Genomic DNA, 26,301 nt, shown 5'->3' with positions numbered 1-26,301 from the left:
GTCGGACGTCTACGTGATCGAAATCGTCGAGCACGGCATCCTCGAACCTCAGGGCACCGTGCCCAGGGACTGGCGTTTCACCGATTACGAACTGACCCTGGCCAAACGCGCCGCCAAGCTGCGGCGCGATCTGGAGCTGGATTGGGAAGGCGTCGCCCTGGCGCTGGACCTGTTGGAAGAGGTCCAGCAACTGCGGGCGGAGAACCGGATGTTGAAGCAGCGGTTGGGGCGGTTGGTGGTGGAGTAGACCAATGTTGATGTAAGTGAAGTAACTTCGACGCTGCCCTGTGTGATGCTGTTGGTGCCTTACGTTAGTCTCAGAAGCTCGGAGTACTTTGCCAAGTCCACACGTTCGACATCGTCAGGATCAATAGTAGAGACGGAACGATACTCATCGGCAGTAAGTTCACGAATATGTTGGGAAGCTCTCTTCGGCTTAGTGGACCTGTCAACATAGGGAGCAGAAGGTGATTGGCTTGCCAAACTTGATGTCGAACCACTTCCAGCGGAGCGTTCTCGTTGAGCCATTTGTTCATATGTCATCATCTCTTTCGGTAGAGGAGATGATGACTGAGGAGTCCAGGTTCGCCGCGAAGGCAAAGCCTGGAAAATTGGCTCGCCAGTACTTTCATCCAGTGGAAAGGACGAAACGGTTGACTCTTCAATAGTTCCCGGTAAAGCGGGAAGCGGACGTTTTACTACAGGGGGAGTATCGGGCTTGATAAGTGGGCTAAGGCTCGATGTACTGGGTGCTGATGTCAAAGTCTTAGGCGTTTTTTTCGTAAAAAATTTTAAAACTTTCTTGGGCATATGCCCCGTCGGATCCGAATAATTCACCGGATCTCCCACGCAATACACATACGCATTCAACCCGCCCTTGCCAAATGGGCTCAAACTATCCGGGCTATGAAAACGCATCAACGCCGGGTTATAAGCCCTGTAGCCATTACCCAACAGATACCAGCCCATGCGAGCCTCGCGCAGCTCACCGTTAAAACCCAGCCGCCCGCTAATCGCCTGCCGCCCGGATTGTTCACCATAGGCTGAATACGCAATTGAGCTTGTCTTGCCGTCCACTGCTTCGGCGAGCACCGAGTTTTTGCTGTCGGTGGCCAGCAGGAGAATATGTGACTGGCGCAAAGGGTAATTACTGCTGACGGAGCGGGACATCGCGAGGCCTGCCTTTCATATTGAATGTGTGCTCCAGTTTTACTCAGGCGGCCAGGACTTGGGAACTATCAGAACTGATAGTGCGGTGGCCCCGGCTTTCAGACATTCCTGGGCAACATCACCGTAAACAGCGTGCCATCAGCCTCATTGGAGCTGACCTCAATCGTCCCCTGATGCGCATCGACCACTTCCTTGACGATAAACAAGCCCAACCCAAGACTGGTGGTGGGCTCGCCGAGCTCTTCGCTGGCGCTGCGTACCAGCGGGTCGAAAATCGTCGGGATCGCGTCGGCGGGAATCGGGATTCCGTCATTGTGCACCGTCAGTTGGACGCTGTTTTGCTCCCCCCTGAGCGTCACGGTCACCTGACGTTTGTCCGAGCCATGCTGGAGCGCGTTGCCGATCAGGTTTTGCAGCATTTGATCCAGCCGTCGCGAGTCCCACACGCCCTTGGTGTCTCCGAGAATATTCAGGATCGGATCACATTCCGGTTGCGCGGCACATGCCCGGGCAATGGCTTCCTGTGCAGTTTCGGCCAGGTCCATGGGCGCGGGCTCGATGGGCAGGCTCTTGCCCAGACGGCTGCGCACCAGTTCCAGCAAGTCGTTGACCATCATCACCATGTGCCCGGTGCCGCGTTTGATGTTGCCCGCGCATTTCAACGCATCACCTTCGAGGGCGGCTTTACGCAGCAGCATTTCAGTAGACATGCTCACCGCTTGCAAAGGTGAACGCAGGTCGTGTCCGAGGACGGCGAGGAAAATGTCCCGCGAGCGATTGACCCTTTCGGCATAGGCGGCCGTGGACTCGGCCAGGGCTTCGTCGATGGCTTCATTGAAACGAATCATGTCCTGGAAATAGGTCATGTCGGGGGACTCGAGGCTGTCGACCCACAGACGGATCACACAGGCGCGCAAGTGGCGAAATTCGCTGGTCATCTGCACCAGATCGAAACCCACGGTGTGACGCAGTTCGCCGTGACTGGCGCCGGCCTCATCCAGGCTCGGAGTTTTTTCCGGGCCTTCGCCTTTGGCCTTGGCCGCTTGTTCATCGGGCGTTTGAGGCTTGCTCATGTCCCGAGCGGCGGCCAGCAGGATCGCCCTCGAATGGTCGCGTAGCGCGGCGCTGTCCATAAGATCGGCCGCGGGGGTGATGGTTTCGGCGAACAGCTCCCATTCATCGACGATTCGATCAACGTTCAGCACGATGAACTCGGAAAGACGCATGGCAATTTCCTGAACATGAACAAGGGAGACCGATTCGAATAGTAGCCCCTTTGGCGAGAAATACACGACCGCTCATGCCGAGGCAAAACCCGTCGACATCGCCCCGCCGAAATCGGGCCTGTGAATGACAATCGAGCGATCGAGGGCATTTCCGGGCTAATAACAGCATGTCGCCGGCGGCGGACATAGTTGGCAGGCGTGTGGTGTTATTTATATATGTGCAACTCTTTGATGTTCGAAGGGTTATTCAGTTTTACCCAGAGGAGTTCAGCAGGTTTTTAGTCTTTTGTTTTATGTCTGGCGGCTTAAGCTGAAGGCTTCTCGGGTTGTTCTGGATTGTAAGTCAATGGATGAGTTACAGAATATTAATGAAGTTTCAAGTTCGTCGTTGTCACCGGCGCAAAACAACGGTGTTCATTATGAGCGTATTGTTCAGGTGCTTCCGCCTGCCATAAAAACGGCGCCGCCAGCGAGGGTATCGAGGCTTGCCAGCACCACGGTCTCGACACCGGGCTGGTACCTGAAAGCTTCCGCCGTCGATCGGCAATACCTCAAGGAGTTGATCGACAAGCGCTGGTTGTTGCAGCGACTGGTGGAGGCGCCGTTGCAAGACCTGCAACAGGACATCAGAGCGTTTGCCAAACCCTTGCTGTCCCAGTTGATGAGTTCGAACTTCAACAGTCATGACGACGTCGGCCAGTTGACCCTTAAACTGTATGTGCCGGACAAAATCATCTTCGGTATCGATCGCGGTGCCAGCCATATGCGTGAGTCCACCTTGTTGGACGCGGCGCTGCATAACTTCGAAGAGCCGGAAACCGCCGCTGATTATTTCAGGAGTGGTTCCGGTGTTTACCGCAGCGACTTGCGAGGGGAGCCGTCGCTGATACCGTCGATGTCAGTCAGCAAAATCGCCAGGCTGTGTCGCCGGCTGGACGTCGGCGCTCAGTATCAAAACCATCTGAAATCCCTGCTGCTGCCGGCCGACACGCAGCAAAGGCAAGTACTGGAGCAGCGCGGTGCGGCCAGTGAGAAAGCGGCGTTTGAACTGGCTTCACTGATTGCCCTGTTGAAAGACGATATCAGTTCGTATGCCTACGGTGTCCTGCGTGATGTTCGCGACAATAAAAGCGCCATCAGTTTCCATCACCGACCGCTGCATCGACATCGGCTGTCCCTGATGGGCTTTTCGCTGCACGGTGTGGTGTTGTTCAGCGCCGAGGGCGACGGCGGCAAAATCCAGGCTGCCGTGGAGGCCCTGGCGCCTGATGAGCGTGCTGCCTGGCTCAACCTGTCAAGCATGTTATCGGTGGTATTGCCAGGCAACGACATCGACAAGTTCAAACTGCTGCAGGCGTTTTTCGCCAACGGCCCTACCGGGGTCAGCGAAGAGATGCTGCGCCAGCGGGACATCTATAAACAAAACCGCTTGAGCGGCCCGGTGATTGCCTATGTACCGGACGACCCAGTGCACCCTTTGAAAGAATACGCTTCGCTGACGGACTTCATGAAAGTGCTGATCAGCCAGCTGCGTGAGCCGGACTATCAGGCATTCTTCAGCCGTTTCGTGGCGCAGAAAGACAAGGGCCGGTTCTTTGCCCGGGTCAGGGAACGGCTGAGCCGGATAACCTGGCAGCAACGCGAACCGCTGGACATGGGGCCATGGTGGCGGGAAACCGCGTTCGAGAATCCGAATGCCGAACCCGTCACCCACCGGCTGTCCGGTGAGCTGTGGGCACAGCTGTACCGGCTAAAACGTGACAAGGCGATCAGCGATGCTCGGGTCATCGCGGTGCCGACCGGCGATGAAGACGCCACCACCCGCTGGAAACGCCTGACCAGCTATCTGGACATTGGCTGGAACCTGTTCAACTTTGCCGCGATGCTGGTTCCAGGGCTGGGCGAAGCCATGCTGGCGTTGATGGTGGCGCAGATTGGCGAAGAGCTGCTGGAGGGAATCGAGGACTGGAGCAAGGGCGATCGGGACGAAGCATCGACGCACATCAACTCGGTCTTGATCAACTTTGCGCAACTGGCCTTGATGGCCACCGGGCATGTCTTGCCCAGCGGCGCCCGGGTGGCGGTCACACCCAGCCCGATGATCGACAGCCTCAAACCGGTGGAGCTGCCCGATGGCAAGACCCGCCTCTGGAAACCGGATCTGGCGCCTTACGAGCAGTCGGTGATGCTGCCGGCCGAGGCCAAGCCCAATGATCTGGGGATTTATCAGTACAACGATCAGCAGTGGCTGCGCCTGGAGAAAAAGCATTATCGGGTGCGCCAGGACCCGGTGACGGGCGAGCATCGTCTGCAGCATCCGACCCGGCCAAGCGCCTATCAGCCCAGGGTGGAGCACAATAATGCCGGCGCCTGGAAAGCTGAAACCGAGCACCCCTTGAGGTGGGACGCGACTCAACTGGTGTCTCGCCTGGACAACTCACTGGATAATTACTCGGCATCTACCCTGGCCAAGATCCAGCAAGTGAGCGGCGTTGAAGAGGGGCTGTTGCGCCGGTTGCATGTTGAACATGAAACGCCGCCTGCGCTGTTGCGCGATACGTTGACACGTTTCAATACCTATGCGGACGCGCAACGCTATCCCGAGCAAATCCTGTCGGATCAGGTGTCGGAGGAAATGTCCGGTTTTCTGCCGGCGACGCTGGTCGAGCTGCCGCGCTGGCCGGAGTCCCGGGCCCTGGAGGTGTTTGAACGCGATGACCGCACCGGTGCGTCCGTCAAGCATGGCAACACCCTGGCCGCTGAGCCACAGACCCTCAAAATCAGCCGCTCGGAGTTGGTGGCCGGGAAACTGCCTGAACGGGTGATTGAGTCGCTGGACACGGCTGAACTTCGCGAGATGCTGGGTGCGAAGGTCGCCAATGACACGTCCTCACGGATCGACGCGCTGCGCAGTCGCCTGGCCATGCAGGCGCGCAAGCAACAAAAGCGTCTGTTCGACGCACTCTACAAGAGCCGCGATGTGTCCGGCAGCGCGCAAGTGCGTTTGCTGGTGGATGATTTTGCGCAGCTGCCCGCCAGCGTCGCGCAAGAATTACTCGAGAGTGCCGAGCCTGCGGACCTGCAGCATCTGACCGAGAAACGCCGCCTGCCGTTGCGTTTGCGCCGGCAGGCCCGCCTGGCGCAGGAGCACGTGCGCTTGAACCGGGCCTATGAGGGGCTTTACCTCGATGAACTGGTAAGTGCCGATACCCGCCGGCTCGAACTCGCCACGCTGGCCAGCCTGCCCGGTTGGTCGACGCAAGTGCGGATCGAAATTCGTCACCTGGGATTTTCCGGGGATTTGCTCGCCAGCGTGGGGCCGGCGCAGGCACCGATCCGTAAGGTGCTGGTGCTGGACGAAGATGGCCTCTACCAGGCGCGTGACGCAAATGATCACCACTTGCACGGTACCGACGACCTCTATGCTTCGGTGCTGCATGCGCTGCCTGACAATGAGCGCAACGCACTGGGTTATGACATTCACGAAAATGCACGGCTCAAGGAAGCGGTGCGGCGTTCGCCACTGAGCCATGAGCAGTTCGAGCCGATTCTGCTGGAGCAGCCGATCCGTAAACCGTTGTACGACCTGCAAGCCATGCGTTTGCCAGGTGGAATGTTGGGGTATTTGCGTGAACTCGTTGGCGGGCGTGCTGAGCAAAGTCCGCAGGCGCGGATACGAAGGCTCTATCCCGCTTTCACGGAGCAAGAGTCCACTGCGTTGCTGGAGCGTTTCAACCGCCAAGGGATACTGGTCGACCTGCAGCTTGAAGCACTTGAACTTGAATTCGAACGGTTGAGCTCAACGCTCAAGCGATGGGTGAACTCGCCGACCCGGGATTTCCGTTTTAGCCCCAGTGGCTTCGACGAACGGAACGCGAGGAGTCAGTTCGCCCGCAAGATCAGGCAATGCTGGCAACGCACGGGGCCAAAACAGTTCGACTCATTCGGCAATGTGATTGGAGAGAAACTGGACTTGAGCAGCTTTCCTCTGAACCTGCATTTCAAAAACATGCCGGCGCTGGAAGGCAATTTCGACCATGTCACTTATCTGAAGATGTTCAACTGCGGCGTGACCGATGCGCAACAATCCTTTCTTCAGCCGTTTCGCAAGTTGCGCGCCCTGGACCTTGGCAACAATCGACTAACGGCTTTGCCGCGACACATCGCCCAGATGCCGCACCTCAATTTCCTCGAGCTCTCGGGCAACCGGATTGTGCTGATGGCCTCCGATGTCGACGTGCTCGGTCGCTGCACGAAGCTGCAAACCCTGGGGCTGGCAGGAAACCCGTTGGGTCTGCTGCCGAACATCAGTCGCATGCCCGACCTGCATACGCTGCTGCTGTACGACACCGGCGCGACCACGTGGCCTGCGGGGCTCTTCGACCTTCCACGCCCCCGGCATATCCATCTGGACCTGCAACACAACGTGCTTACGCACATACCCGAAGTCACCCCGGGTTCGGTCGATGCAGAGTTACTGGCGCGTACGTTGCTCAGCCGCCAGCCGCCCTTCATGTCAGCCGAAAACCTGGAACGGCTCAAGGAGTACATCAGGTCGACAGGGCTGGACCCCGATCGCCCGTACCCTCCCCGGGGCGTGCGTGACACCCTGCAATGGCAGCAAGGCATTACCTTTGACCAATGGGTACAAAATCAAATGCTCTGGGATGCGCTTGAAGATGAGTTCAACTCGCACGGTTTCTTCGACGAGATCAGGCGCCTGACCCAATCGGCAGACTTCACCGCGGGCGGCGCCTATCGAACCGATCTGACGGCCAAGGTGTGGCGAATGATCGAGACCATGGCGAGGGACGCTGAGCTGCGCACAAAATTTTTCAGCGAAGCGTCGATGCGCACCCAATGCGTGGATGGCGCGACCCAGCTGTTCAATGTTCTGGGGGTCGATGTGCTGGTCCAGGAAGCCCTCGAACTGGGCAACGCCAGTTTGATCGAAACGCAGTTGGTCGAATTGGCCCGGGGCAAGAGCCGCCTGGATGAAATCGAGCGAATCGCCCGTCGTCATATCATCGACCGCGAAGCCGCGGGCGAGCGATTTCGACGCATCGATGAGGAAGGCAATGTGACCGGAACCATCGATGAGGTCGAGGTCCATCTCGCCTTCATGACGGACCTGGCGGAGCGCCTTAACCTGCCCTGGCAGGCGCGCGGTATGCAGTTTCGCCAGATCGCAGGCGTTACCAGTGAAATGATCGAGGACGCCTACCAGCGGGTCCTGGGGCTGGAGGAGGGCGATCTGCTGCGTGATTCGATTGCCGAGCAGCCGTTTTGGCGGACCTATGTGCAGCGCTCGAATCGCGCACGGTTCAGGGTCTTTGATCGCAAGACGGAAGCGACGACCGAGTTCAAAGTCGCTCTGGATGATCGTGCCGCCGGTTCGGACCTGACGCTCAAGGAAAGAGAGAAGCTGAAGGAAGACATCAGGGTGCTGGCCGCTGAACTGGGTAAACCTGAAAGCGCCTTCGAGCCGGGGAAAGTCGTGACCGATGAAGTGTTTGCCGCAGAGCTTGACCTGATCAGGGACGAGCGCGAAACCCTCCTCAAGAAATTGACTCAGCAAGCCATGGACCGGGCAAAACTGCGCCGGGTTGAACCGCCTGCCTTTACGCTCGAGACCACTGACTGACACGGTTCTGTTCTTCGATGTGAAGGCGCAACCAGCGCATCCATAGATGCCATTAAAACCCTGAGTGATCGCGCACTCAGGGTTTTTTCTTGCCTTGAATGTTCAGAAGAGGAAATAGCGCTGCGCCATCGGCAACACATCCGCCGGCTCACACCACAACAACTCGCCGTCAGCCTTGACCTGATAGGTCTGCGGATCGACGTCGATGTTCGGCAAGTAGTCGTTGTGGATCAGGTCGGTTTTCTGCACGTCGCGACAGCCTTTGACCACGGCGATTTTCTTCTTCAATCCCAGGACTTCGGGCAATCCGGCGTCATGTGCCGCCTGGCTGATGAAGGTCATGCTGGTGGCATGCAATGAGCCGCCGAAGCTGGCGAACATCGGGCGGTAGTGCACCGGTTGCGGCGTCGGAATTGAAGCGTTGGCGTCGCCCATCAGGCTGGCCGCAATGGCACCACCCTTGAGGATCAGCGTCGGTTTGACGCCGAAGAATGCCGGGCGCCAAAGCACCAGGTCGGCCCATTTGCCCACTTCCACCGAGCCCACTTCGTGACTGATGCCGTGGGTGATCGCCGGGTTGATGGTGTACTTGGCGATGTAGCGTTTGGCGCGGAAGTTGTCGTTGCCTGTGCCGTCACCCGCCAGCGGCCCGCGCTGTTTTTTCATCTTGTCGGCGGTCTGCCAGGTGCGCGTGATGACTTCGCCGACGCGACCCATGGCCTGGCTGTCGGAGCTGATCATCGAGAACGCACCGAGGTCGTGGAGGATGTCTTCGGCGGCAATGGTCTCGCGGCGAATACGGCTTTCGGCGAAGGCCACGTCTTCGGCAATGCTCGGGTCAAGGTGATGGCAGACCATCAGCATGTCGAGGTGTTCGTCGATGGTGTTACGGGTGAACGGTCGGGTCGGGTTGGTCGAACTCGGCAGCACGTTGGCGAAGCCGCAGGCCTTGATGATGTCCGGTGCGTGACCGCCACCGGCACCTTCGGTGTGATAGGTGTGGATGGTGCGGCCCTTGAAAGCGGCGAGGGTGGTTTCGACGAAGCCTGATTCGTTGAGGGTGTCGGTGTGGATCGCCACCTGCACGTCGAACTGATCGGCGACGCTCAGGCAGTTGTCGATGCTTGCCGGGGTGGTGCCCCAGTCTTCATGCAACTTGAGGCCGATGGCGCCGGCCTTGACCTGCTCGATCAACGGCTCCGGCAAGCTGGCGTTGCCTTTGCCGGTGAGGCCGATGTTCATCGGGAACGCATCGGCGGCCTGGAGCATGCGCGCCAGATGCCACGGGCCGGAGGTGCAGGTGGTGGCGTTGGTGCCGGTGGCCGGACCGGTGCCGCCGCCGATCATGGTGGTGACGCCGCTCATCAGCGCCTCTTCGATCTGCTGCGGGCAGATGAAGTGGATGTGGGTGTCGATGCCGCCGGCGGTGAGGATCATGCCTTCGCCCGCGATGACTTCGGTGCTGGCCCCGATGGCAATGGTCACGTCCGGTTGCACGTCCGGGTTGCCGGCCTTGCCGATGCCGGCGATGCGCCCGTCCTTGAGGCCGACGTCAGCTTTGACGATGCCCCAGTGATCGATGATCAGCGCATTGGTGATCAACGTGTCGACCACTTCGGCGGCCAGCAATTGGCTCTGGCCCTGACCATCGCGGATCACCTTGCCGCCGCCGAACTTCACTTCTTCGCCATAGGTGGTGAAGTCTTTTTCCACTTCGATCCACAGTTCGGTGTCGGCCAGGCGCACCTTGTCGCCGACGGTGGGGCCGAACATGTCGGCGTAGGCTTGTCTTGAGATTTTCATGCGCTTGCCTTGTAAATGATGGGTGTCAACCTGCGATCCATTGTGGCGAGGGAGCTTGCTCCCGTTGGGCTGCGCAACAGCCGTGAAACCTGCAATCGGATATCGTCAGGTACACCCCATGTTTCTGATTAGCGAGCGCTTCGCACTCGAGCGGGAGCAAGCTCCGTCGCCACAGGGGAACATTTCAGTCGAGATTGCCCATGACCCTGCCGGCAAACCCGAACACCCGACGATGCCCCGCCAGATCCACCAACTCGACGTCGCGACTCTGCCCCGGTTCAAAGCGCACGGCAGTGCCGGCGGGGATGTTCAGGCGCATGCCGCGGCTGGCGGTGCGGTCGAAGGTCAACGCGTCGTTGGTTTCGAAAAAGTGGTAATGCGAACCGACCTGGATCGGCCGGTCGCCACTGTTGGCCACGGTCAGGCTGATGGTGCGGCGACCGGCGTTGAGTTCGATGTCGCCGGGCTGGATCTGGTATTCACCGGGAATCATCAATGGGCTCCTTGGAGAATCTTGTAGTAGAGGGCGGTGGGCTTGTAACGGCCGCTCGGGTCGCAGGCGTAATCGGGGATTTCCCCGGCGCGGGTGTAGCCCAGGGCTTTGTAGAAATCCTCAGCGGGCGAGCCGGCTTCAGTGTCGAGGTAGAGCATGCCGCGCTTGTGTTGCAAGGCGGCCTGTTCCAATGCGGTCATCAACTGTTGGCCCAGGCCACGACGTCGCGCATGTTCGCGCACCAGCAATTTCTGCACTTCGGCGCGGTTCAGGCCATTGGCTTTGCGGCACAGGCCCAGTTGCACGCTGGCTTGCACCTGTTCGTCCTTGACCACCACCCACAGCAACAAATTGCCTTTGTTGAGATTGTCCTGAACCTCATCGAAATAGGCGTGGGCCTGCGTGGCATCGAGGTCGGCCATGAAGCCGACACTGGCGCCATAGCCGACGGCATCGAGCAGCAGATCAATCAGGCCCTGACGGTAGTGCGCAAAGCTTTCTACATTGACGCGTCGCAGTTGGGCGGGATTCATGAGCGATCACTCCTTGTGGGCGGCAGGTGGCTGTGCGCCAGGATTGAGGGTCAGTTGCATGAAGGTCAGGTCCAGCCAGCGCCCGAATTTGGTACCCACTTGTGGCATCTGCCCGGTGGTGACGAAACCGATGCGCTCATGCAAGCGGATCGAGGCGGTGTTGCCACTTTCGATGGCCGCGACCATGACGTGTTTGCCGCAACCTCGGGCGCGCGCTACCAGCACGTCCATGAGTTGCGGCCCCAGGCCATTGCCGCGTTGATCGCTGCGTACGTAGACCGAGTGCTCGACGGTGTGGCGGAAGCCGTCGAATGGGCGCCAGTCGCCGAAAGAAGCGTAGCCCAGTACGGCGTCGTCCATATCGACGATTACCAGGATCGGATACGCCTGCGCCTGTCGGGCGTGGAACCAGGCCTGACGGTTGTCGAGGTCCACGGCATGTTCGTTCCAGATCGCGGTGGTGTTGAGCACGGCGTCGTTGTAAATATCGCGGATCGCCGCAAGATCGGCATGCACGGCATCGCGGATGTGGTAAGTCATGGCGGGACCTCAGGCGATCGGTTGGTGGACGGTGACCAGTTTGGTGCCATCGGGGAACGTCGCTTCGACCTGGATCTCCGCAATCATCTCCGGGATACCCTCCATTACTTGTTCGCGGCTGAGCAAGGTGGTGCCCAAGTGCATCAGTTCGGCCACGGTTCGACCATCGCGCGCGCCTTCGAGCAGCGCCGCGGAAATGTAGGCCATGGCTTCCGGGTAATTGAGTTTCACACCGCGCGCCAAACGCCGCTCGGCGACGAGGCCGGCGGTGAAGATCAGCAGCTTGTCTTTTTCACGTGGGGTCAGGTCCATTGGTGCAATCCATCAGGGCAGATTAAAAGGTATTCGGGCATGTAAACACGAACCCTGTGGGAGCTGGCTTGCCAGCGATGAGGACCTCGATGCCGCCAAAAGCATCGCTGGCAAGCCAGCTCCCACAGGGTTCGGTGTTCAGGTGTTCCAGATGCGTGGTGGCATGGCTTCGCGATCCAAAAGCGCTGGGCGCAGCAACTTCCACAATTCAATCAGCCAGCCCCGTGCCAGCAATGCCTCACTGGCCAGGCATCGAGCCACCAGCAACCCGGGCAACTGGGTCAGGTCCCCGCGCACTTCGTTGGGCAGCGAGCGGCATTTCTCCAGCAACTCACTATCTATCTCGCCAGTCACCAACAAGGTGCCAAACACCGGTTGACCATCCAGCCCGATCGGTGAATCGAGCAGGCCGTCATTGCCGACAATGCGCTGGCGTTCATGCCAGAGCAACTGGCCGTCGCGACGGATCTCCAGTTGCGCCTGAAAGTGCCCGAGGTTGAAACGCTCACCGCTGGCCGGTCGGCCCAGGGCCACCACATCCCAGTAGAACAGACGGGCATCGCCTTCAAGCTCGACAGAGGTGCTGAGTTCGGCCTGCGCTGCACTGAAAATGATCGTTTCCTGGGGCAGCCATTCCAGTGTCGCACCGGCGGCTACTTTCAAGTCCAGCCGCTGATAGGCAGGGCCTGCCGCGCGATACCACTTGGCTGCCCCGGGACTGGTGATTTGCGCCCAGGCGCGGGAACCGACATCGGCCGAAATGTTCAGGCGATCACCGCCGGCAATCCCGCCCGGCGGGTGGACGATGATGTGCTGGCAGACTTCGGGACCTTCGGCATACAGGTGTTTTTGCACCCGCAGCGGGCCTTTGTGCCGGCGCTGGACCGGGCGCGTGGCGTCGTTGAACCGGGCGTAGCCCAGTTCCAGCTCGGCATGCCAACTGGGGGTAAACGAAATGCCGGATGCGGGAAGAGTCATGGTCAATGCTTTTCGGGAGTTCGACAGCAGGGTTGCAAAGGCTGTGCCGCAGGTATTTATCCGCAAGAGCAGGATTGTTAAGGCGCGCCGCGCACCAGCAAGGGGCGCGGCGCAACGAGGAGTGCGACAAATTGGTGCTTGGAATGACTCAGATCGTGACCAGTCCGCGCACGCCTTCCGCTTCCATGTTCTCGCCGCGACCCTGTTGCACGATTTCGCCCCGGGACATCACCAGGTATTGATCGGCCAGTTCGGCGGCGAAATCGTAGAACTGCTCCACCAGCAGAATGGCCATGTCGCCACGGGCAGCGAGTTTCTTGATCACTGCGCCGATCTCCTTGATCACCGAGGGCTGGATGCCTTCGGTGGGCTCATCGAGGATCAGCAGGCGTGGGCGGCTGGCCAGTGCGCGACCAATGGCCAGTTGCTGTTGCTGACCACCGGAAAGGTCGCCACCGCGGCGTTGCTTCATCTGCAGCAGCACCGGGAACAATTCGTAGATGAACGCCGGGACTTCTTTCGCTTCACTGCCTGGAAAGCGTGAAAGACCCATCAGCAGGTTTTCTTCCACGGTCAGGCGGCCGAAGATTTCCCGGCCTTGCGGCACGTAGGCGATGCCGGCGTGCACCCGTTGGTGCGGCTTGAAGGTGGTGATCGGTTTACCTTCCCAATTGACCGCACCTTCCTTGGCCGGCAGCAGCCCCATCAGGCATTTGAGCAACGTGGTCTTGCCCACGCCGTTACGCCCGAGCAGGCAGGTGACTTCACCGACCTTCACCTCAAACGTCAGGCCGCGCAGGATGTGGCTACCGCCATAATATTGGTGCAGCTTGTCGACTTGCAGCATGTCCATGTTCTCCCCGTGATCGTTCCCACGCTCTGCGTGGGAATGCATTCCGTGACGCTCAGCGTCACCATGCGCAGGACTTGAGCCCTGCATTGTCAGCGGGACGCGGAGCGTCCCAGGCGGCATTCCCACGCGGAGCATGGGAACGATCAATTCGCAAAATCAGCGACCGAGGTAGACCTCGATCACCCGCTCGTTGTCCTGTACCTGCGCAAGCGACCCTTCGGCCAACACGCTGCCCTGATGCAACACGGTGACGTGGTCGGCAATCGAGCCGACGAAGCCCATATCGTGTTCCACCACCATCAGCGAATGCTTGCCGGCCAGGGTCTTGAACAGCTCGGCGGTGAATTCGGTTTCGGCGTCGGTCATGCCGGCAACCGGTTCGTCGAGCAGCAGCAGTTGTGGGTCCTGCATCAGCAACATGCCGATCTCCAGAAACTGCTTTTGCCCGTGTGACAGCAACCCGGCGGGGCGATTGACCGACGCGGTCAGGCGAATGGTATCGAGCACTTCGGCGATGCGATCCTTTTGCTCACCATTGAGCCGCGCCCGCAGGCTGGCCCACACCGACTTGTCGGTTTTCTGCGCCAGCTCCAGATTCTCAAAAACGCTCAGGGCCTCGAACACTGTGGGCTTCTGGAACTTGCGACCGATACCGGCCTGGGCGATCTGCACTTCGCTCATCTGTGTCAGGTCCAGGGTTTCGCCAAACCAGGCCTTGCCGTGGCTGGGCCGGGTCTTGCCGGTGATCACGTCCATCAACGTGGTCTTGCCCGCGCCGTTGGGGCCGATGATGCAGCGCAGTTCGCCGACGCCGATGTACAGGTTCAGATCGTTCAGGGCCTTGAAGCCATCGAAGCTGACGCTGATGTCTTCCAGGGTCAGGATGGTGCCGTGGCGGGTGTTCAGGCCCTTGCCGGCGCGTTGACCAAGGCCGATGGTGTCGCGGCTGGTGCCGGCGTCCTTGTTGGGCTCCACGGGGAAGAACGCGGGTTCGAGCATGAATTGCGCCGTCGCAGTGACTCTCATTGCTCACCTCTCTTTTTCAGCAAACCGATCACGCCTTTGGGCAAATACAAGGTCACGACAATGAACAGCGCACCGAGGAAGAACAGCCAATACTCGGGGAACGCCACGGTGAACCAGCTCTTCATGCCGTTGACCACGCCGGCACCGAGCAACGGACCGATCAAGGTGCCACGACCGCCGAGGGCCACCCACACCGCCGCTTCAATCGAGTTGGTCGGCGACATTTCACTCGGGTTGATGATGCCGACTTGCGGCACATACAACGCGCCGGCCAAACCGCATAGCACAGCGCTCAACACCCACACGAACAACTTGAAACCCCGCGGATCGTAGCCACAGAACATCAAGCGATTCTCCGCATCGCGCAGCGCGGTCAGCACTCGGCCGAACTTGCTTTGCGCCAGCCGCCAGCCGATGTACAGGCTCGCCACCAGCAACAGCACCGTGGCGAAAAACAGCACGGCGCGGGTGCCGGGTTCAGTAATGCCGAAGCCGAGAATCGTGCGGAAGTTGGTGAAGCCGTTGTTGCCACCGAAGCCGGTTTCGTTGCGGAAAAACAGCAGCATCCCGGCGAAGGTCAGGGCCTGGGTCATGATCGAGAAATACACGCCCTTGATCCGCGAACGGAAGGCGAAAAAGCCGAACACCAGCGCCAGCAGACCCGGCGCCAACACCACCAGGCACAGGGCCCAGAGGAAGCTGCTGGTGCCGGCCCAGTACCACGGCAGCTCGGTCCACGACAGGAACGTCATGAACGCCGGCAAGCCATCTCCCGAGGCCTGGCGCATCAGGTACATGCCCATCGCGTAACCGCCGAGGGCGAAGAACAGACCATGGCCCAGGGACAGCAGGCCGGCGTAACCCCAGACCAGGTCCAGCGCCAGGGCAACGATGGCGTAGCAGAGAATCTTGCCCACCAGCGTCAGCGTGTAGGCGGATACATGCAACGTGCTGTCCACCGGTAGCAACGACAGCAGCGGCAATGCCAGCAGCAGGGCGAGGATCACCGCGCCGACAGCGATCGTGACTTTCGGGCCGGCCTTTTGGGTAGCCGTGACAATCAGAGGCTGGTTCATCAGTCGATTACCCGTCCTTTCAGTGCAAAGAGACCTTGCGGACGTTTCTGGATGAACAGAATGATCAGCGCGAGGATGAGGATCTTGCCGAGCACGGCGCCGATCTGCGGTTCGAGAATCTTGTTGGCGATCCCCAGGCCAAACGCGGCGAACACGCTGCCGGCCAATTGCCCGACGCCGCCGAGCACCACCACCAGGAACGAGTCGATGATGTAGCTCTGGCCCAGATCCGGGCCGACGTTGCCGATCTGGCTCAGCGCAACGCCACCCAGACCGGCAATGCCCGAACCGAGGCCGAAGGCGAGCATGTCCACGCGTCCGGTGGGCACGCCGCAACAGGCCGCCATGTTGCGGTTCTGGGTGACGGCGCGCACGTTCAGGCCCAGGCGTGTCTTGTTCAGCAGCAGCCAGGTCAGCACCACCACAAACAAGGCGAAGGCGATGATGACGATGCGGTTGTACGGTAGAACCAGATTGGGCAGCACTTGAATGCCGCCCGACAGCCACGCGGGGTTGGCCACTTCAACGTTCTGCGCGCCGAACACCAGACGCACCAGTTGAATCAGCATCAGGCTGATGCCCCAGGTGGCGAGCAGGGTCTCCAGTGGGCGGCCATAGAGGTGGCGAATCACCGTACGCTCCAGCGCCATGCCGATGGCGGCGGTGACAAAAAAGGCCACGGGCAAGGCGATCAGTGGATAGAACTCAATGGCCTGCGGCGCGTAGCGCTGGAACATCAATTGCACGACATAGGTCGAGTAGGCACCGAGCATCAGCATTTCGCCGTGGGCCATGTTGATCACGCCGAGCAGGCCGAAGGTGATCGCCAGGCCCAACGCTGCGAGCAGCAGAATCGAACCCAGCGACATGCCGCTGAAGGCCTGGCCCACAAGCTCGCCGATCAGCAGTTTGCGTTTGACCTGGGCCAGGCTGGTTTCGGCCGCTGTGCGTACAGTGGCATCGGTTTCAACGGCGGGATCGAGCAAGCCTTCGAGCCGGGTGCGGGCCAGCGGGTCACCGGTTTCACCGAGCAGGCGCACAGCGGCGAGCCGCACAGCCGGGTCGGCATCAACCAATTGCAGATTGGCCAGGGCAAGGCTCAGTGCGGCATGGACGCTTTCGTCCTGTTCGCCAGCAAGCTGCTGGTCGAGGAATTTCAACTGCGCCGGTTTGGCGCTTTTCTGTAGTTGCTGTGCAGCGGCCAGACGCAGTCTGGCGTCGGCGGCGAGCAACTGATGGCTGGCCAGGGCGGTGTCGATCAACCCCCGCAAGCGATTGTTCAGGCGCAAGGTTTTCGGTTGGCCGTCGACGGTCAATACGCCTTGTTGCAGGGCATTGATCAGCTCGACGCGGACCGGATCGGGCTGCGCGGCCCAGGCTTCGAGCAACTTGGCTTGCTGCACGGGATTGGCGGCGACGAAGTCTTCGGCGTCGCCGGCGTGAGTGGCCATCGGCAGCAACAACGCGAGGGCGAGGAGAAAGCGGTAGAGGGCAGTGGGCATAGAGAGTCGCCTTGCTCGGACTAATGTGAAGGCTGGCTCTTGTGGCGAGGGAGCTTGCTCCCGCTGGGACGCGAAACGGCCCCAAAAAAGGACTGCTGCGCAGTCCAACGGGAGCAAGCTCCCTCGCCACAAAAACCGCTCCCACTGGAAGTTGGTTTTGATCGTTCCCACGCTCCGCGTGGGAATGCAGCCCGGGACGCTCCGCGTCCCTGAAGCGGACGCAGAGCGTCCGTTGAGGCATTCCCACGCAGAGCGTGGGAACGATCAGGTTGAGCGGGATAACTCAGTTGCTCTTCACCGCATACTCCGGCTTCTTGTCGTTGCCCGGAATGAACGGGCTCCACGGCTGGGCGCGAATCGGGCCTTCGGTCTGCCATACGACGTTGAACTGACCGTCGGCCTGGATCTCGCCGATCATCACCGGCTTGTGCAGGTGGTGGTTGGTCTTGTCCATGGTCAGGGTGTAGCCGGACGGCGCGGCGAAGGTCTGGCCGCCGAGGGCTTCACGGACTTTGTCGACGTCGGTGGACTTGGCTTTTTCAGCGGCCTGCGCCCACATGTGGATGCCGACGTAAGTGGCCTCCATCGGGTCGTTGGTCACGGCTTTGTCAGCGCCTGGCAGGTTGTGTTTCTTGGCGTAGGCTTTCCAGTCGGCAACGAATTTCTTGTTCGCCGGGTTCTCCACCGATTCGAAGTAGTTCCACGCCGCGAGGTTGCCCACCAGCGGTTTGGTGTCGATGCCGCGCAGTTCTTCTTCGCCCACCGAGAACGCCACGACTGGAACGTCGGTGGCTTTGAGCCCCTGGTTGGCCAGTTCTTTGTAGAACGGCACGTTGGAGTCACCGTTGACGGTGGAGATGACCGCCGTCTTGCCGCCGGCCGAGAACTTCTTGATGTTGGCGACGATGGTTTGATAGTCGCTGTGACCGAACGGCGTGTAGACCTCTTCGATGTCCTTGTCGGCCACACCTTTGGAGTGCAGGAACGAACGCAGGATCTTGTTGGTGGTGCGCGGGTAGACGTAGTCGGTGCCGAGCAGGAAGTAACGCTTGGCGCTGCCGCCTTCTTCGCTCATCAGGTATTCAACGGCGGGGATCGCCTGCTGGTTCGGCGCGGCGCCGGTGTAGAACACGTTCGGCGACATCTCTTCGCCTTCGTACTGCACCGGATAGAACAGCAGGCCATTGAGCTCTTCGAACACCGGCAGTACCGATTTGCGCGACACCGAAGTCCAGCAACCGAACACCACGGCGACCTTGTCCTGGGTCAGCAGCTGGCGGCCCTTTTCGGCGAACAGCGGCCAGTTGGACGCAGGGTCCACGACCACCGGCTCCAGCATCTTGCCGTTCACGCCGCCCTTGGCATTGATCTCGTCGATGGTCATCAGCGCCATGTCTTTGAGCGACGTTTCGGAGATCGCCATGGTGCCGGACAACGAATGCAGAATACCGACCTTGATGGTCTCGGCAGCCTGGACGGTCCAGGTCATGCCCATCGCGGCAATGCTTGCCGAAAGTGTGAAAGCCTTGATCAAACTGCGACGCTTCATTGTGCGATCTCCATGAACTTATGAATTTTCTTGGGTGGCAGATGCGGACTACTGAAGGGTCTTTAGCAAGGGCTGTGCCCGGTCGGGCAAAGGTAGGAAAATGTCGGTTTAGAGCGATTGAGCGTTGGCGGGATGCACCATGAGAGAACGCTGTTGGCGCGCTGGTGCAGGTGGCCGCGCCAGATTGGGGCGAGCCGTGCCGATCAAACTGTAGGCGCGAGCCTGCTCGCGATAGCGGTAGATCAGACAACATCTGCGCTGGCTGAAAAATCGCCACCGCGAGCAGGATTCAACAGTGGGTATCAGTTTTGTAAGCGACGAGTGTCAGCTTTTGATGCAGGTTTCAAAACCATGTCCGCCACCTTCGTACTCCGGGCCGTAGTAGTACTTGGTGAATGAAGTTTTCCCGTCAGGCGTGGACGCGATGTTCGCTATCCCGACACCGTAGTCCTTGAGCGACGGGTCGGTATGGGCAAAGTAAATCGCCAGGGAATTCAAGTTGGCGGCGGCAAACCCGTCATACCGCGAGTTGTCGGGCAATGTCAGGGTAAAACCGTAGGCGCCATGTTCGCCGGTACTTTGTTCGGCATTGAGTTTCATGTCGACAACCCCTTCAAACGGGCCGATGTGACTGTCCATTCCGGTACATTGATATCGGCCGCTGTAGTCAACGCCAGTAAAGGGTGGCTTGGCTGCCCATGCAGGCGTTGAAACAAGTGCGATGGCTATGATGAGTTTTTTGAACATGGTTACCTCTTTCCGCTCCTGTAAGAATTATGACGGTTAAGGTGTAGGAATAATCGTCATTAATGTGCGCAAGTTTTTATTATGTAACTTGCTGGAGCGGAGTATGAGCGTGGTCATGGATTTGTTAAGTGCCAACTCAATACGAGACTTTTCCAGACCTCCATGTGGTTTTTAGTTTGTTTTAATTAAACATGATGTTAACGACGTCGCATCAAACCGATGAAAAACAAGCCGCCAATCGCGGCGGTGGCCACGCCGATGGGCAAGTCTTCGGGCGCGATCAGCGTCCGGGCGGCGACGTCGACCCATACCAGAAACACGCTGCCGAGCAGTACGCACACCGGCAGCAATCTACGGTGTTCCGCGCCGACCAGTCGCCGCGCAATATGCGGCACCATCAACCCGACAAAACCAATGGAGCCGCTGATCGACACCAGCACCCCGGTCATCAGCGAAGCGATCACGAACACTCGCAACCGCACGGATCGCGCATTCAATCCCAGCGTCACGGCAGTCTGCTCGCCGGCCATCAACGCATTGAGCGGTCGAGCCATGCCCAGCATCAGCACCAACCCAATCAACACGCTGGCGGCGGGCACCGCGAGCAATTCCCAGCGCGCCAGCCCGAGACCACCGAGCATCCAGAACATCACCGCCGAACTGGCGCGATGGTCGCCCATGAACAGCAGCAAGTTGGCAACCGCCATCATCACGAACGACACCGCCACGCCGCACAGCAGCAGGCGTTCACTTTCGAGTCGACCGTGGCGGCTGGCGATCATCAGCACCACCAGCATGCTCAACAATGCACCGATGAATGCTGCAATCGGCAAGGTCAGCAAGCCAACGATTTCACCGACATGCAACATCACGATCACCGCGCCCAGGGTTGCGCCGGAGGTGACTCCCAGCAGATGCGGATCGGCCAGCGGATTGCGGGTCGCCGCTTGCAGCACCGCGCCGACCAGCGCCAACCCGGCGCCGACCAGCGCACCGAGCAACATGCGCGGTACGCGGATCAGCCAGACGATATGTGCCTGCCCGGCGCTCCACTCCTGCACACCAACGCCGAACAACTTGTGCAGGAGAATCCGCCAGACCACGTCCACCGGCACCCGCGCCGGGCCGAATCCCAGCGATACCACGCACGACACCAGCAGCAGCGCGCCAAGGGCCATCAGCAACAAGGCGTAGCGACGATTGATCATGCGCCGTGCAAACCCTTGGCCAGGGTTTCCACCGCCAGGACGTTGTCGATCCCCGGGGTGGCCTGCACGTAGGGAATGACGATGAAGCGTTGGTGCTTGATCGCGTCCACCGATTGCAGCGCCTTGTTGCTGCGCAGGAATTCAATCTTCTGTTCGGCGGTGACTTCGCCATAGTCGACGATCACGATCACCTGCGGGTTGCGCTCAACCACGTTCTCCCAGTTGACCCGGGTCCAGCTCGCGTCGACATCGGCGAGAATGTTTTGCCCGCCGGCGGCATCGATTAGCGCTTGCGGCATGCCCAGGCGACCGGACGTCATGGCCCGGTCTTCACCGCTGTCATAGAGAAAGACCCTGGGCTTATCGGCGGGCAGACCCTTGCGAATCCTGCTGACTTGCGCCTGCATTTCACTGATCACGGCATCGGCGCGATCCTGCACGTCGAAAATCCTGCCGAGGTTGCGCAGGTCGTTGTACGTGTCTTCGAGGCTGGCCGGTGGACGCTTCATCACGAATGCGCAGGACTCGGTCAGTTCGTAGACATTGATGCCCAACGGTTGCAGGGTTTGCGGCGTGAGGTCACCGCCGACACGCATGCCGTAATCCCAACCGGCGAAGAAGAAATCGACATTGGCGTTGAGCAGGGTTTCCACCGACGGGTACTTGGCCGCCAGCTCCGGCAAGCCGTCGAGGATGCTCTGCATCTGTGGCGTCACCGCTTTCCAGCCACTGACGCCGCTGTACCCGACCATCTGTGGCTTGAGGCCAAGGGCGAGCATCATTTGGGTCATGTTGATGTCGTGGCTGACCGCGTGTTTCGGCGCCTGCTGGAAGGTCACTTGACGATTGCAGCTCTGCACCGTCAACGGGTAATGCGTGGGCTCGGCATACGCCTGGGCGCTGCCCAGCAACACCGCGAGGGAAAGACTGGAACGCAGCAGATTCATGGTTGGGTTATCCAGGTAATACGGGGGTAGCCGTGCAAGGGATGTTCATCGATCAACGCTTCGACGCCGAACACGTTACGCAACAACGCGGCGTTGAGGACTTCTTTCGGTGTGCCGCAAGCGACGATGCGGCCGTGATCGATCACGTACAGCCGATCGCAGAACGCCGCGGCCAGATTGAGGTCATGGATGCTCGCCAGGGTGCCGATCTTCAAGCGCTTGACCAACTGCAACAGCTCCAGCTGATAGCGCGGATCAAGGTGATTGGTCGGCTCGTCGAGGATCAGCAGTTGCGGTTGCTGGGCCAACGCGCGGGCCAGGATCACCCGCTGCTTTTCACCGCCGGACAGGGTGGTAAACGCATGGTCTTCGAAGCCCTTGAGGCCAACTGATTCCAGAGCGTGGAGGACGAGGTTTCGATCCTCGACAGTGTCGCCATCGAACAGGCCTTTGTGCGGCGTGCGCCCCATGGCGACGACTTCTTCGACGGTCAGCCCGAAGGCATCGGGGAACTCCTGCAGCACCACGGCGATGCGTTGCGCGCACCAGCGCGAGGATTGCTTCCAGACGTTGTGATGGCCGAGCCCGACCTCGCCGCTTTGCGGTTTGCTGAAGCGCCAGGCACAACGCAACAGGCTGGTCTTGCCACTGCCGTTAGGGCCGATCAACCCGACAAGCTCGCCGGCGGCCACGCGCAGCGAGGCATCACGCAGCTGGAACTGGTGATGACAATGGCCGTGGCCAAGGGGAGTCCAGGAAATATTTGTGAGGTTCAGCGAAGTCATGCAGTGACTCTTTAGGTGAAGCGAACGGACCCTTCGCTGGCAAGCCAGCTCCCACAGGTGTTATGTCGATCACAAAAATTGCGTAAGACATGGACCCTGTGGGAGCGGGCTTGCCCGCGATGAGGCCAGCAAGTAACCCTGAGTTGCCAGGATGACGCGCGGGCAGTTTACAGGGCCAAGGCTCCCGCGCATCTCGCCTGACTCACGATGAAGATGAGGCGCTTTCAGTTTCCCGGATGAAGCGCGACAGCACCAGGCGATCGAGCACCCACACCACTACCAGCGAAGCGCCCACCAGCGGAAATGCCACCGCCAATGCGAACATGATGACCATCGCGGTTTTCCACTTTGGCAGATCATGACGCAGCGGCGGAACACCGAGCTTGCCTTGCGGGCGACGCTTCCACCAGATCACCACGCCGCTGACGGCGCTGAGCAGGATCATCAGGCAGATCAGCAGCACGATGATCTGGTTGACCACACCGAACATCTTGCCTTCGTGCAGCATCACGCCGATTTCCGTGGCGCGAGCGACAGCGCCGTAATGCTCGTAGCGCACATCGGCGAGGACCTTGCCGGTGTACTGGTCGACGTGCAGCGTGGCGTCATTGCGCGGGTCGTCGGCGAACACCGCGATGGTGAAAACACCGGTGGCGGTCGTCGGCAAGGTGATGCTGTAACCCGGTTCGACCTTGCCTTGGGTGGCGATGTTCTGCACGTCTTGCAAGCTGATGCTCGGCGCCGCCGGGCCAGCCTGGGCACCACCGTGGGCCATGTGTTCGGCGTGAGCGCCGGACATCGGCATCGGTGTGTTTTCCATGGCCCAAGGGACAGTCTGGCGCGTGGCACTGTTGAGGCTGCGCGCTTCGACGTCGGACTTCGGTACGTCGTCCCACATCGCCGCCGGAAACACGTTCCACACGGCCGCATATTGTTGGCCCCAGAACCCGGTCCAGGTCATGCCGCTCAGCAGCATCACCAACAACAGGGATGCGCCCCAGAAACCGGTGACGGCGTGCAAGTCGCGCCACAGCACGCGGCCACGACTACTGAGGCGCGGCCACAAGATGCCCGCTGCCTGACCGCGCGGCCACCACAAGAACACCCCGGAAACCACCAGCACCACGCCCCACCCGGCAGCCAGTTCCACCAGTCGGTCACCGACGGTACCGATCATCAGTTCGCCGTGGATCGCCCGGGCAATGGCTTGCAGGTTCTTCCTGGCGTCCTGTTCGCCAAGAATGTCGCCATGGTACGGATCGACGAACACATTCAGCTCGGTGCCGTCTTTGATCACGACAAACTGGGCGCTGCGCTCGGCGTTGACCGGTGGCAGGTATTGCTTGATCGTCGCTTGTGGATACGAGTCCTTTACGCGTTTGAGCAAGTCATCGGCCGGGATCGTGTGATGGCCGGCCGGGACGTTGAGCAGGCTGCTGTACATCAGCGAGTCGAGCTGCGGTTTGAACAGATAAATCGTGCCGGTCAGCGCCAGCATTACCATGAATGGCGCAACGAACAATCCGGCATAGAAATGCCAGCGCCAGGCCAGGTTGTAGAAATTCACTTTGGGCTGTTTCATCACGTGTGCTCCGCTTGGCTGGATCTTTTAGTTGTTTGTTTTGCGGTTGCTGCGCAACCGATCGCGGGCAAGCCTCGCTCCTACAGGGGAGCGGGCTGCCCGCGAAGCATTCAAAAGCTCATGTCCACCTTGGTCCAGAGCGTGCGCCCCGGCTCCTTTATGGCTTGCGGGTCATTGGCCGGGTAGCCGAAACCGGCGTTGCCGGCCAGGTTCAAGTGTTCGGCGTACGCCTTGCCGAACAGGTTGTCGATGCCGCTGCTGACCTTCCAGTGGCTGTTGATCCGATAGGCGCCGTTGAGGGAGAACACGCCGAAGCCCGGCGTCTTGTCGAAGTCCTTGCCAACCACGTTGCCTTTGTTCTGGTCGATACGGTTTTGCGCGGCGACCACTCTCCACAGTGCGCCAGCGCTCCAGTTGTCTTCGCTGTAGGTCAGGCCAAAACGCGCATCCAGCGGCGGCATTTGCGGCAATGCACTGCCATCGCTGCTGTTCTTGCCCCAGGCGTAGGCCAGGGTCGCATCGGCTTTCCAGTGTTCGGTGAAGTTGTAGGCGGCGCCCAATTCGCCACCCATGATCCGCGCGTTGATGTTCTCGGCTTGCGAGGTCGTGCCCATCATTGTCGGGGTGTAGTTGAACAGGATGTAGTCGTGCACCTGACCGACATAAGCCGAAGCCCAGGCTTCGAGGTCTTCGGTCTTGTATTGCAGGCCGAAGTCGAGCTGGGTGGTCTTTTCCGGTTTGATCGAGTCGAAGGCATTCACCGAACCGGCGGGGCCGGACTTGGGCGAAAACAGCTCCCAGTAATCCGGGAACCGCTGGGTGTGCCCCAGGCCCGCATACAGCGTGGTCGGGCTGTCGGCCAAGTCGTGTTCGTAGCGGATGAAACCGCTGGGCAGGGTGTCCGCGCGGGTGTCATCGGCAGTCGGGTTCGGCCGGGTCATCATTCCTGAACCGGTGGTCTGCCGGTAATCCTTGGCCGAAGCGCGGTCCAGGCGTGCACCGCTGATCAATCGGTCACGGTCGGCGGCGTACCAGGTCAATTCGCCGAACACCCCGTAGTTATGGAAGTCGGCATCCTTGGTGTATGGCTGGTCCTTGTAGGCGTCGACACCCATGGCGCTGCGCTGGCGATGTTCGTTGGTCTGCGCGTCGATCCCACTGATCAACTGCATATCGGCCCAGCGCCAGGTGCCCTTGATTCGCGCGCCGAGGGTCCGGCGGTCGACATTGGACGCCATTGGTCCGGCCATCATCCCGGTACCGGACGGCGTGCGCAGGGTGTAGTTGTCCATCACGTGGTCGGCGTAGTTGTAATAGACCTGGGCTTCGAGCTTTTCCAGTACGTCGCTGAGGTTGGATTTCTCGAAGCGCAGGCCCAGGCTTTCGCGCTTGAATTGTGAACCGTCCATGCCGCGACCGGCGTACCGGGCCTCGCCGTCACCCTTGCCTGCGGTCAGCTCCAGCAGGGTATCGGCGTCCGGGGTCCAGCCCAGTGCGACATCGCCGTTCCATTTGTCATAACGCGAGGCGACGGTGTCGTTGTTGCCGTCCTTGTAATCGTCGGCCTGGGCGGTGTTGCCAATCACCCGCACGTAGCCCAGTGGCCCGCCAGCAGCGGCGTCCAGCACTTTATCGAAACGGCCATTGGAGCCGGCCAGCACACTGGCGTTAACCCGCGTACCCAGTTCACCGAAACTTTCCGGTTCGCGATCGAAGAGGATGGTGCCGGCCGAAGCCCCCGGTCCCCAAAGTACGGTCTGCGGGCCTTTGATGACCGTAAGCTTGTCGTAGGTTTCCGGTGAGATGTAGGAGGTGGGGGCGTCCATCCGCCCTGGGCAAGCGCCAAGCATCATGCCGCCGTTGGTGAGAATGTTCAGGCGCGAACCGAACATGCCCCGCAGCACCGGATCGCCGTTGGTACCGCCATTGCGCACCTGGGCGAATCCCGGGATGGTTTTCAGATAATCCGAACCATCGCTGGCCGGCACCGGTTGCCGCGGGTCTTTCGGATTGGTGACGATGGTCAGCGGCGAACTCGGGGCAATGGCGGTGATGACCGTCGGGCTCAGTTCTTCAGCATGACCTGCGTGTTCATCGGCCAGCACCGAAGGTGTCAGCAAGGCCCCGCACAGAATGGCGGTGGCGTGCCTGAAACGAATCATGGATTCGTTCGGGGTAAAAGACACTTGGGCAGGGCTCAAGCGTGTGTCAGCAGAAAACCTGGACATTGCAATTTCCATCGAGCAGTCGTAAACGACACGGCGGACAACCAGAGCTGTCTTCTCAACCGTGTGAAATCAGAGGTGGCTGTTTACGCGACGATGGGC

Annotated in this window: 20 protein-coding genes and 1 pseudogene; 2 read left to right on the top strand and 19 right to left on the bottom strand. The window is 60.1% G+C overall.

The window, feature by feature from the left end:
- Positions 1 to 247, top strand: a 247-nt coding sequence (locus D8V06_RS22820; protein ID WP_130931866.1) for a chaperone modulator CbpM, incomplete at its 5' end; no start/stop codon positions are given.
- A 59-nt stretch (positions 248 to 306) separates the two neighbouring features.
- Here the strand turns inward: D8V06_RS22820 and D8V06_RS22815 are convergent.
- Positions 307 to 1,122 (bottom strand): annotated as a pseudogene (locus tag D8V06_RS22815) (RHS repeat-associated core domain-containing protein); the annotation flags it as partial.
- A gap of 146 nt (positions 1,123 to 1,268) precedes the next feature.
- The gene (locus D8V06_RS22810; protein WP_130931864.1) at positions 1,269 to 2,396 is read right to left on the bottom strand and encodes a HAMP domain-containing sensor histidine kinase; all 1,128 of its coding nucleotides are present in this window, start codon (positions 2,394 to 2,396) and stop codon (positions 1,269 to 1,271) included.
- Between the two features lie 346 nt (positions 2,397 to 2,742).
- Between D8V06_RS22810 and D8V06_RS22805 the strand changes: the two genes are divergently transcribed.
- Positions 2,743 to 8,040: an NEL-type E3 ubiquitin ligase domain-containing protein gene (locus D8V06_RS22805; RefSeq protein ID WP_130931863.1), complete on the top strand. Its 5,298-nt coding sequence runs from the start codon at positions 2,743 to 2,745 to the stop codon at positions 8,038 to 8,040.
- A 102-nt stretch (positions 8,041 to 8,142) separates the two neighbouring features.
- Here the strand turns inward: D8V06_RS22805 and ureC are convergent, their stop codons facing one another.
- From ureC to D8V06_RS22710, 17 genes are all read right to left on the bottom strand, one after another.
- Positions 8,143 to 9,843: an urease subunit alpha gene (gene ureC, locus D8V06_RS22800; protein WP_130903996.1), complete on the bottom strand. Its 1,701-nt coding sequence runs from the start codon at positions 9,841 to 9,843 to the stop codon at positions 8,143 to 8,145.
- Between the two features lie 184 nt (positions 9,844 to 10,027).
- Positions 10,028 to 10,336: an urease subunit beta gene (locus D8V06_RS22795; RefSeq protein WP_056852428.1), complete on the bottom strand. Its 309-nt coding sequence runs from the start codon at positions 10,334 to 10,336 to the stop codon at positions 10,028 to 10,030.
- Complete coding sequence (locus D8V06_RS22790) at positions 10,336 to 10,869, bottom strand: GNAT family N-acetyltransferase (protein WP_056852429.1); 534 nt, start codon at positions 10,867 to 10,869, stop codon at positions 10,336 to 10,338. The genes D8V06_RS22795 and D8V06_RS22790 overlap by 1 nt, the downstream gene beginning before the upstream one ends.
- Positions 10,870 to 10,875: 6 nt before the next feature.
- Positions 10,876 to 11,409, bottom strand: a complete 534-nt coding sequence (locus tag D8V06_RS22785) for a GNAT family N-acetyltransferase (RefSeq protein WP_056852430.1) — start codon at positions 11,407 to 11,409, stop codon at positions 10,876 to 10,878.
- Positions 11,410 to 11,418: 9 nt separating this feature from the next.
- Positions 11,419 to 11,721, bottom strand: a complete 303-nt coding sequence (gene ureA / locus D8V06_RS22780) for an urease subunit gamma (protein WP_056852431.1) — start codon at positions 11,719 to 11,721, stop codon at positions 11,419 to 11,421.
- 138 nt (positions 11,722 to 11,859) lie between these two features.
- Positions 11,860 to 12,699, bottom strand: coding sequence for an urease accessory protein UreD (locus D8V06_RS22775; RefSeq protein WP_130908064.1), 840 nt, complete (start codon positions 12,697 to 12,699; stop codon positions 11,860 to 11,862).
- A gap of 148 nt (positions 12,700 to 12,847) precedes the next feature.
- Positions 12,848 to 13,546 carry an urea ABC transporter ATP-binding subunit UrtE gene (urtE, locus tag D8V06_RS22770; protein WP_019582243.1) on the bottom strand — a complete coding sequence of 233 codons (699 nt, stop codon included), beginning with the start codon at positions 13,544 to 13,546 and terminating at the stop codon, positions 12,848 to 12,850.
- Between the two features lie 162 nt (positions 13,547 to 13,708).
- Positions 13,709 to 14,578, bottom strand: coding sequence for an urea ABC transporter ATP-binding protein UrtD (gene urtD / locus D8V06_RS22760; protein ID WP_056852433.1), 870 nt, complete (start codon positions 14,576 to 14,578; stop codon positions 13,709 to 13,711).
- The gene (urtC, locus tag D8V06_RS22755; RefSeq protein WP_130931862.1) at positions 14,575 to 15,654 is read right to left on the bottom strand and encodes an urea ABC transporter permease subunit UrtC; all 1,080 of its coding nucleotides are present in this window, start codon (positions 15,652 to 15,654) and stop codon (positions 14,575 to 14,577) included. The genes urtD and urtC overlap by 4 nt, the downstream gene beginning before the upstream one ends.
- On the bottom strand, positions 15,654 to 17,156 hold the full coding sequence (urtB, locus tag D8V06_RS22750; RefSeq protein ID WP_056852435.1) for an urea ABC transporter permease subunit UrtB: 1,503 nt from the start codon (positions 17,154 to 17,156) through the stop codon (positions 15,654 to 15,656). The genes urtC and urtB overlap by 1 nt, the downstream gene beginning before the upstream one ends.
- 283 nt (positions 17,157 to 17,439) lie before the next feature.
- Positions 17,440 to 18,705 (bottom strand): urea ABC transporter substrate-binding protein, encoded by a 1,266-nt coding sequence (gene urtA, locus D8V06_RS22740; RefSeq protein ID WP_056852436.1) that lies wholly within the window; start codon positions 18,703 to 18,705, stop codon positions 17,440 to 17,442.
- 324 nt (positions 18,706 to 19,029) lie between these two features.
- Positions 19,030 to 19,452 carry a hypothetical protein gene (locus D8V06_RS22735; protein ID WP_056852437.1) on the bottom strand — a complete coding sequence of 141 codons (423 nt, stop codon included), beginning with the start codon at positions 19,450 to 19,452 and terminating at the stop codon, positions 19,030 to 19,032.
- A gap of 197 nt (positions 19,453 to 19,649) precedes the next feature.
- Complete coding sequence (locus tag D8V06_RS22730) at positions 19,650 to 20,660, bottom strand: iron ABC transporter permease (protein WP_130931861.1); 1,011 nt, start codon at positions 20,658 to 20,660, stop codon at positions 19,650 to 19,652.
- A complete protein-coding gene (locus tag D8V06_RS22725) occupies positions 20,657 to 21,607 on the bottom strand; it encodes an ABC transporter substrate-binding protein (RefSeq protein WP_130904000.1) in 951 nt (316 codons plus the stop codon). Before D8V06_RS22725 ends, D8V06_RS22730 begins: the two co-directional genes overlap by 4 nt.
- Positions 21,604 to 22,392, bottom strand: a complete 789-nt coding sequence (locus D8V06_RS22720; RefSeq protein ID WP_130931860.1) for an ABC transporter ATP-binding protein — start codon at positions 22,390 to 22,392, stop codon at positions 21,604 to 21,606. Before D8V06_RS22720 ends, D8V06_RS22725 begins: the two co-directional genes overlap by 4 nt.
- A gap of 202 nt (positions 22,393 to 22,594) precedes the next feature.
- On the bottom strand, positions 22,595 to 23,974 hold the full coding sequence (locus tag D8V06_RS22715) for a PepSY domain-containing protein (protein WP_130931859.1): 1,380 nt from the start codon (positions 23,972 to 23,974) through the stop codon (positions 22,595 to 22,597).
- A gap of 110 nt (positions 23,975 to 24,084) precedes the next feature.
- Positions 24,085 to 26,202 (bottom strand): TonB-dependent copper receptor, encoded by a 2,118-nt coding sequence (locus D8V06_RS22710; protein ID WP_130931858.1) that lies wholly within the window; start codon positions 26,200 to 26,202, stop codon positions 24,085 to 24,087.
- Positions 26,203 to 26,301 lie beyond the last annotated feature (99 nt).

The organism is Pseudomonas sp. Sample_24 (genome assembly GCF_004307605.1).
Taxonomy (GTDB): domain Bacteria; phylum Pseudomonadota; class Gammaproteobacteria; order Pseudomonadales; family Pseudomonadaceae; genus Aquipseudomonas.
Note: the sequence above shows the minus strand (reverse complement) of the source record. Positions and strands in the feature narration are given on the sequence as shown.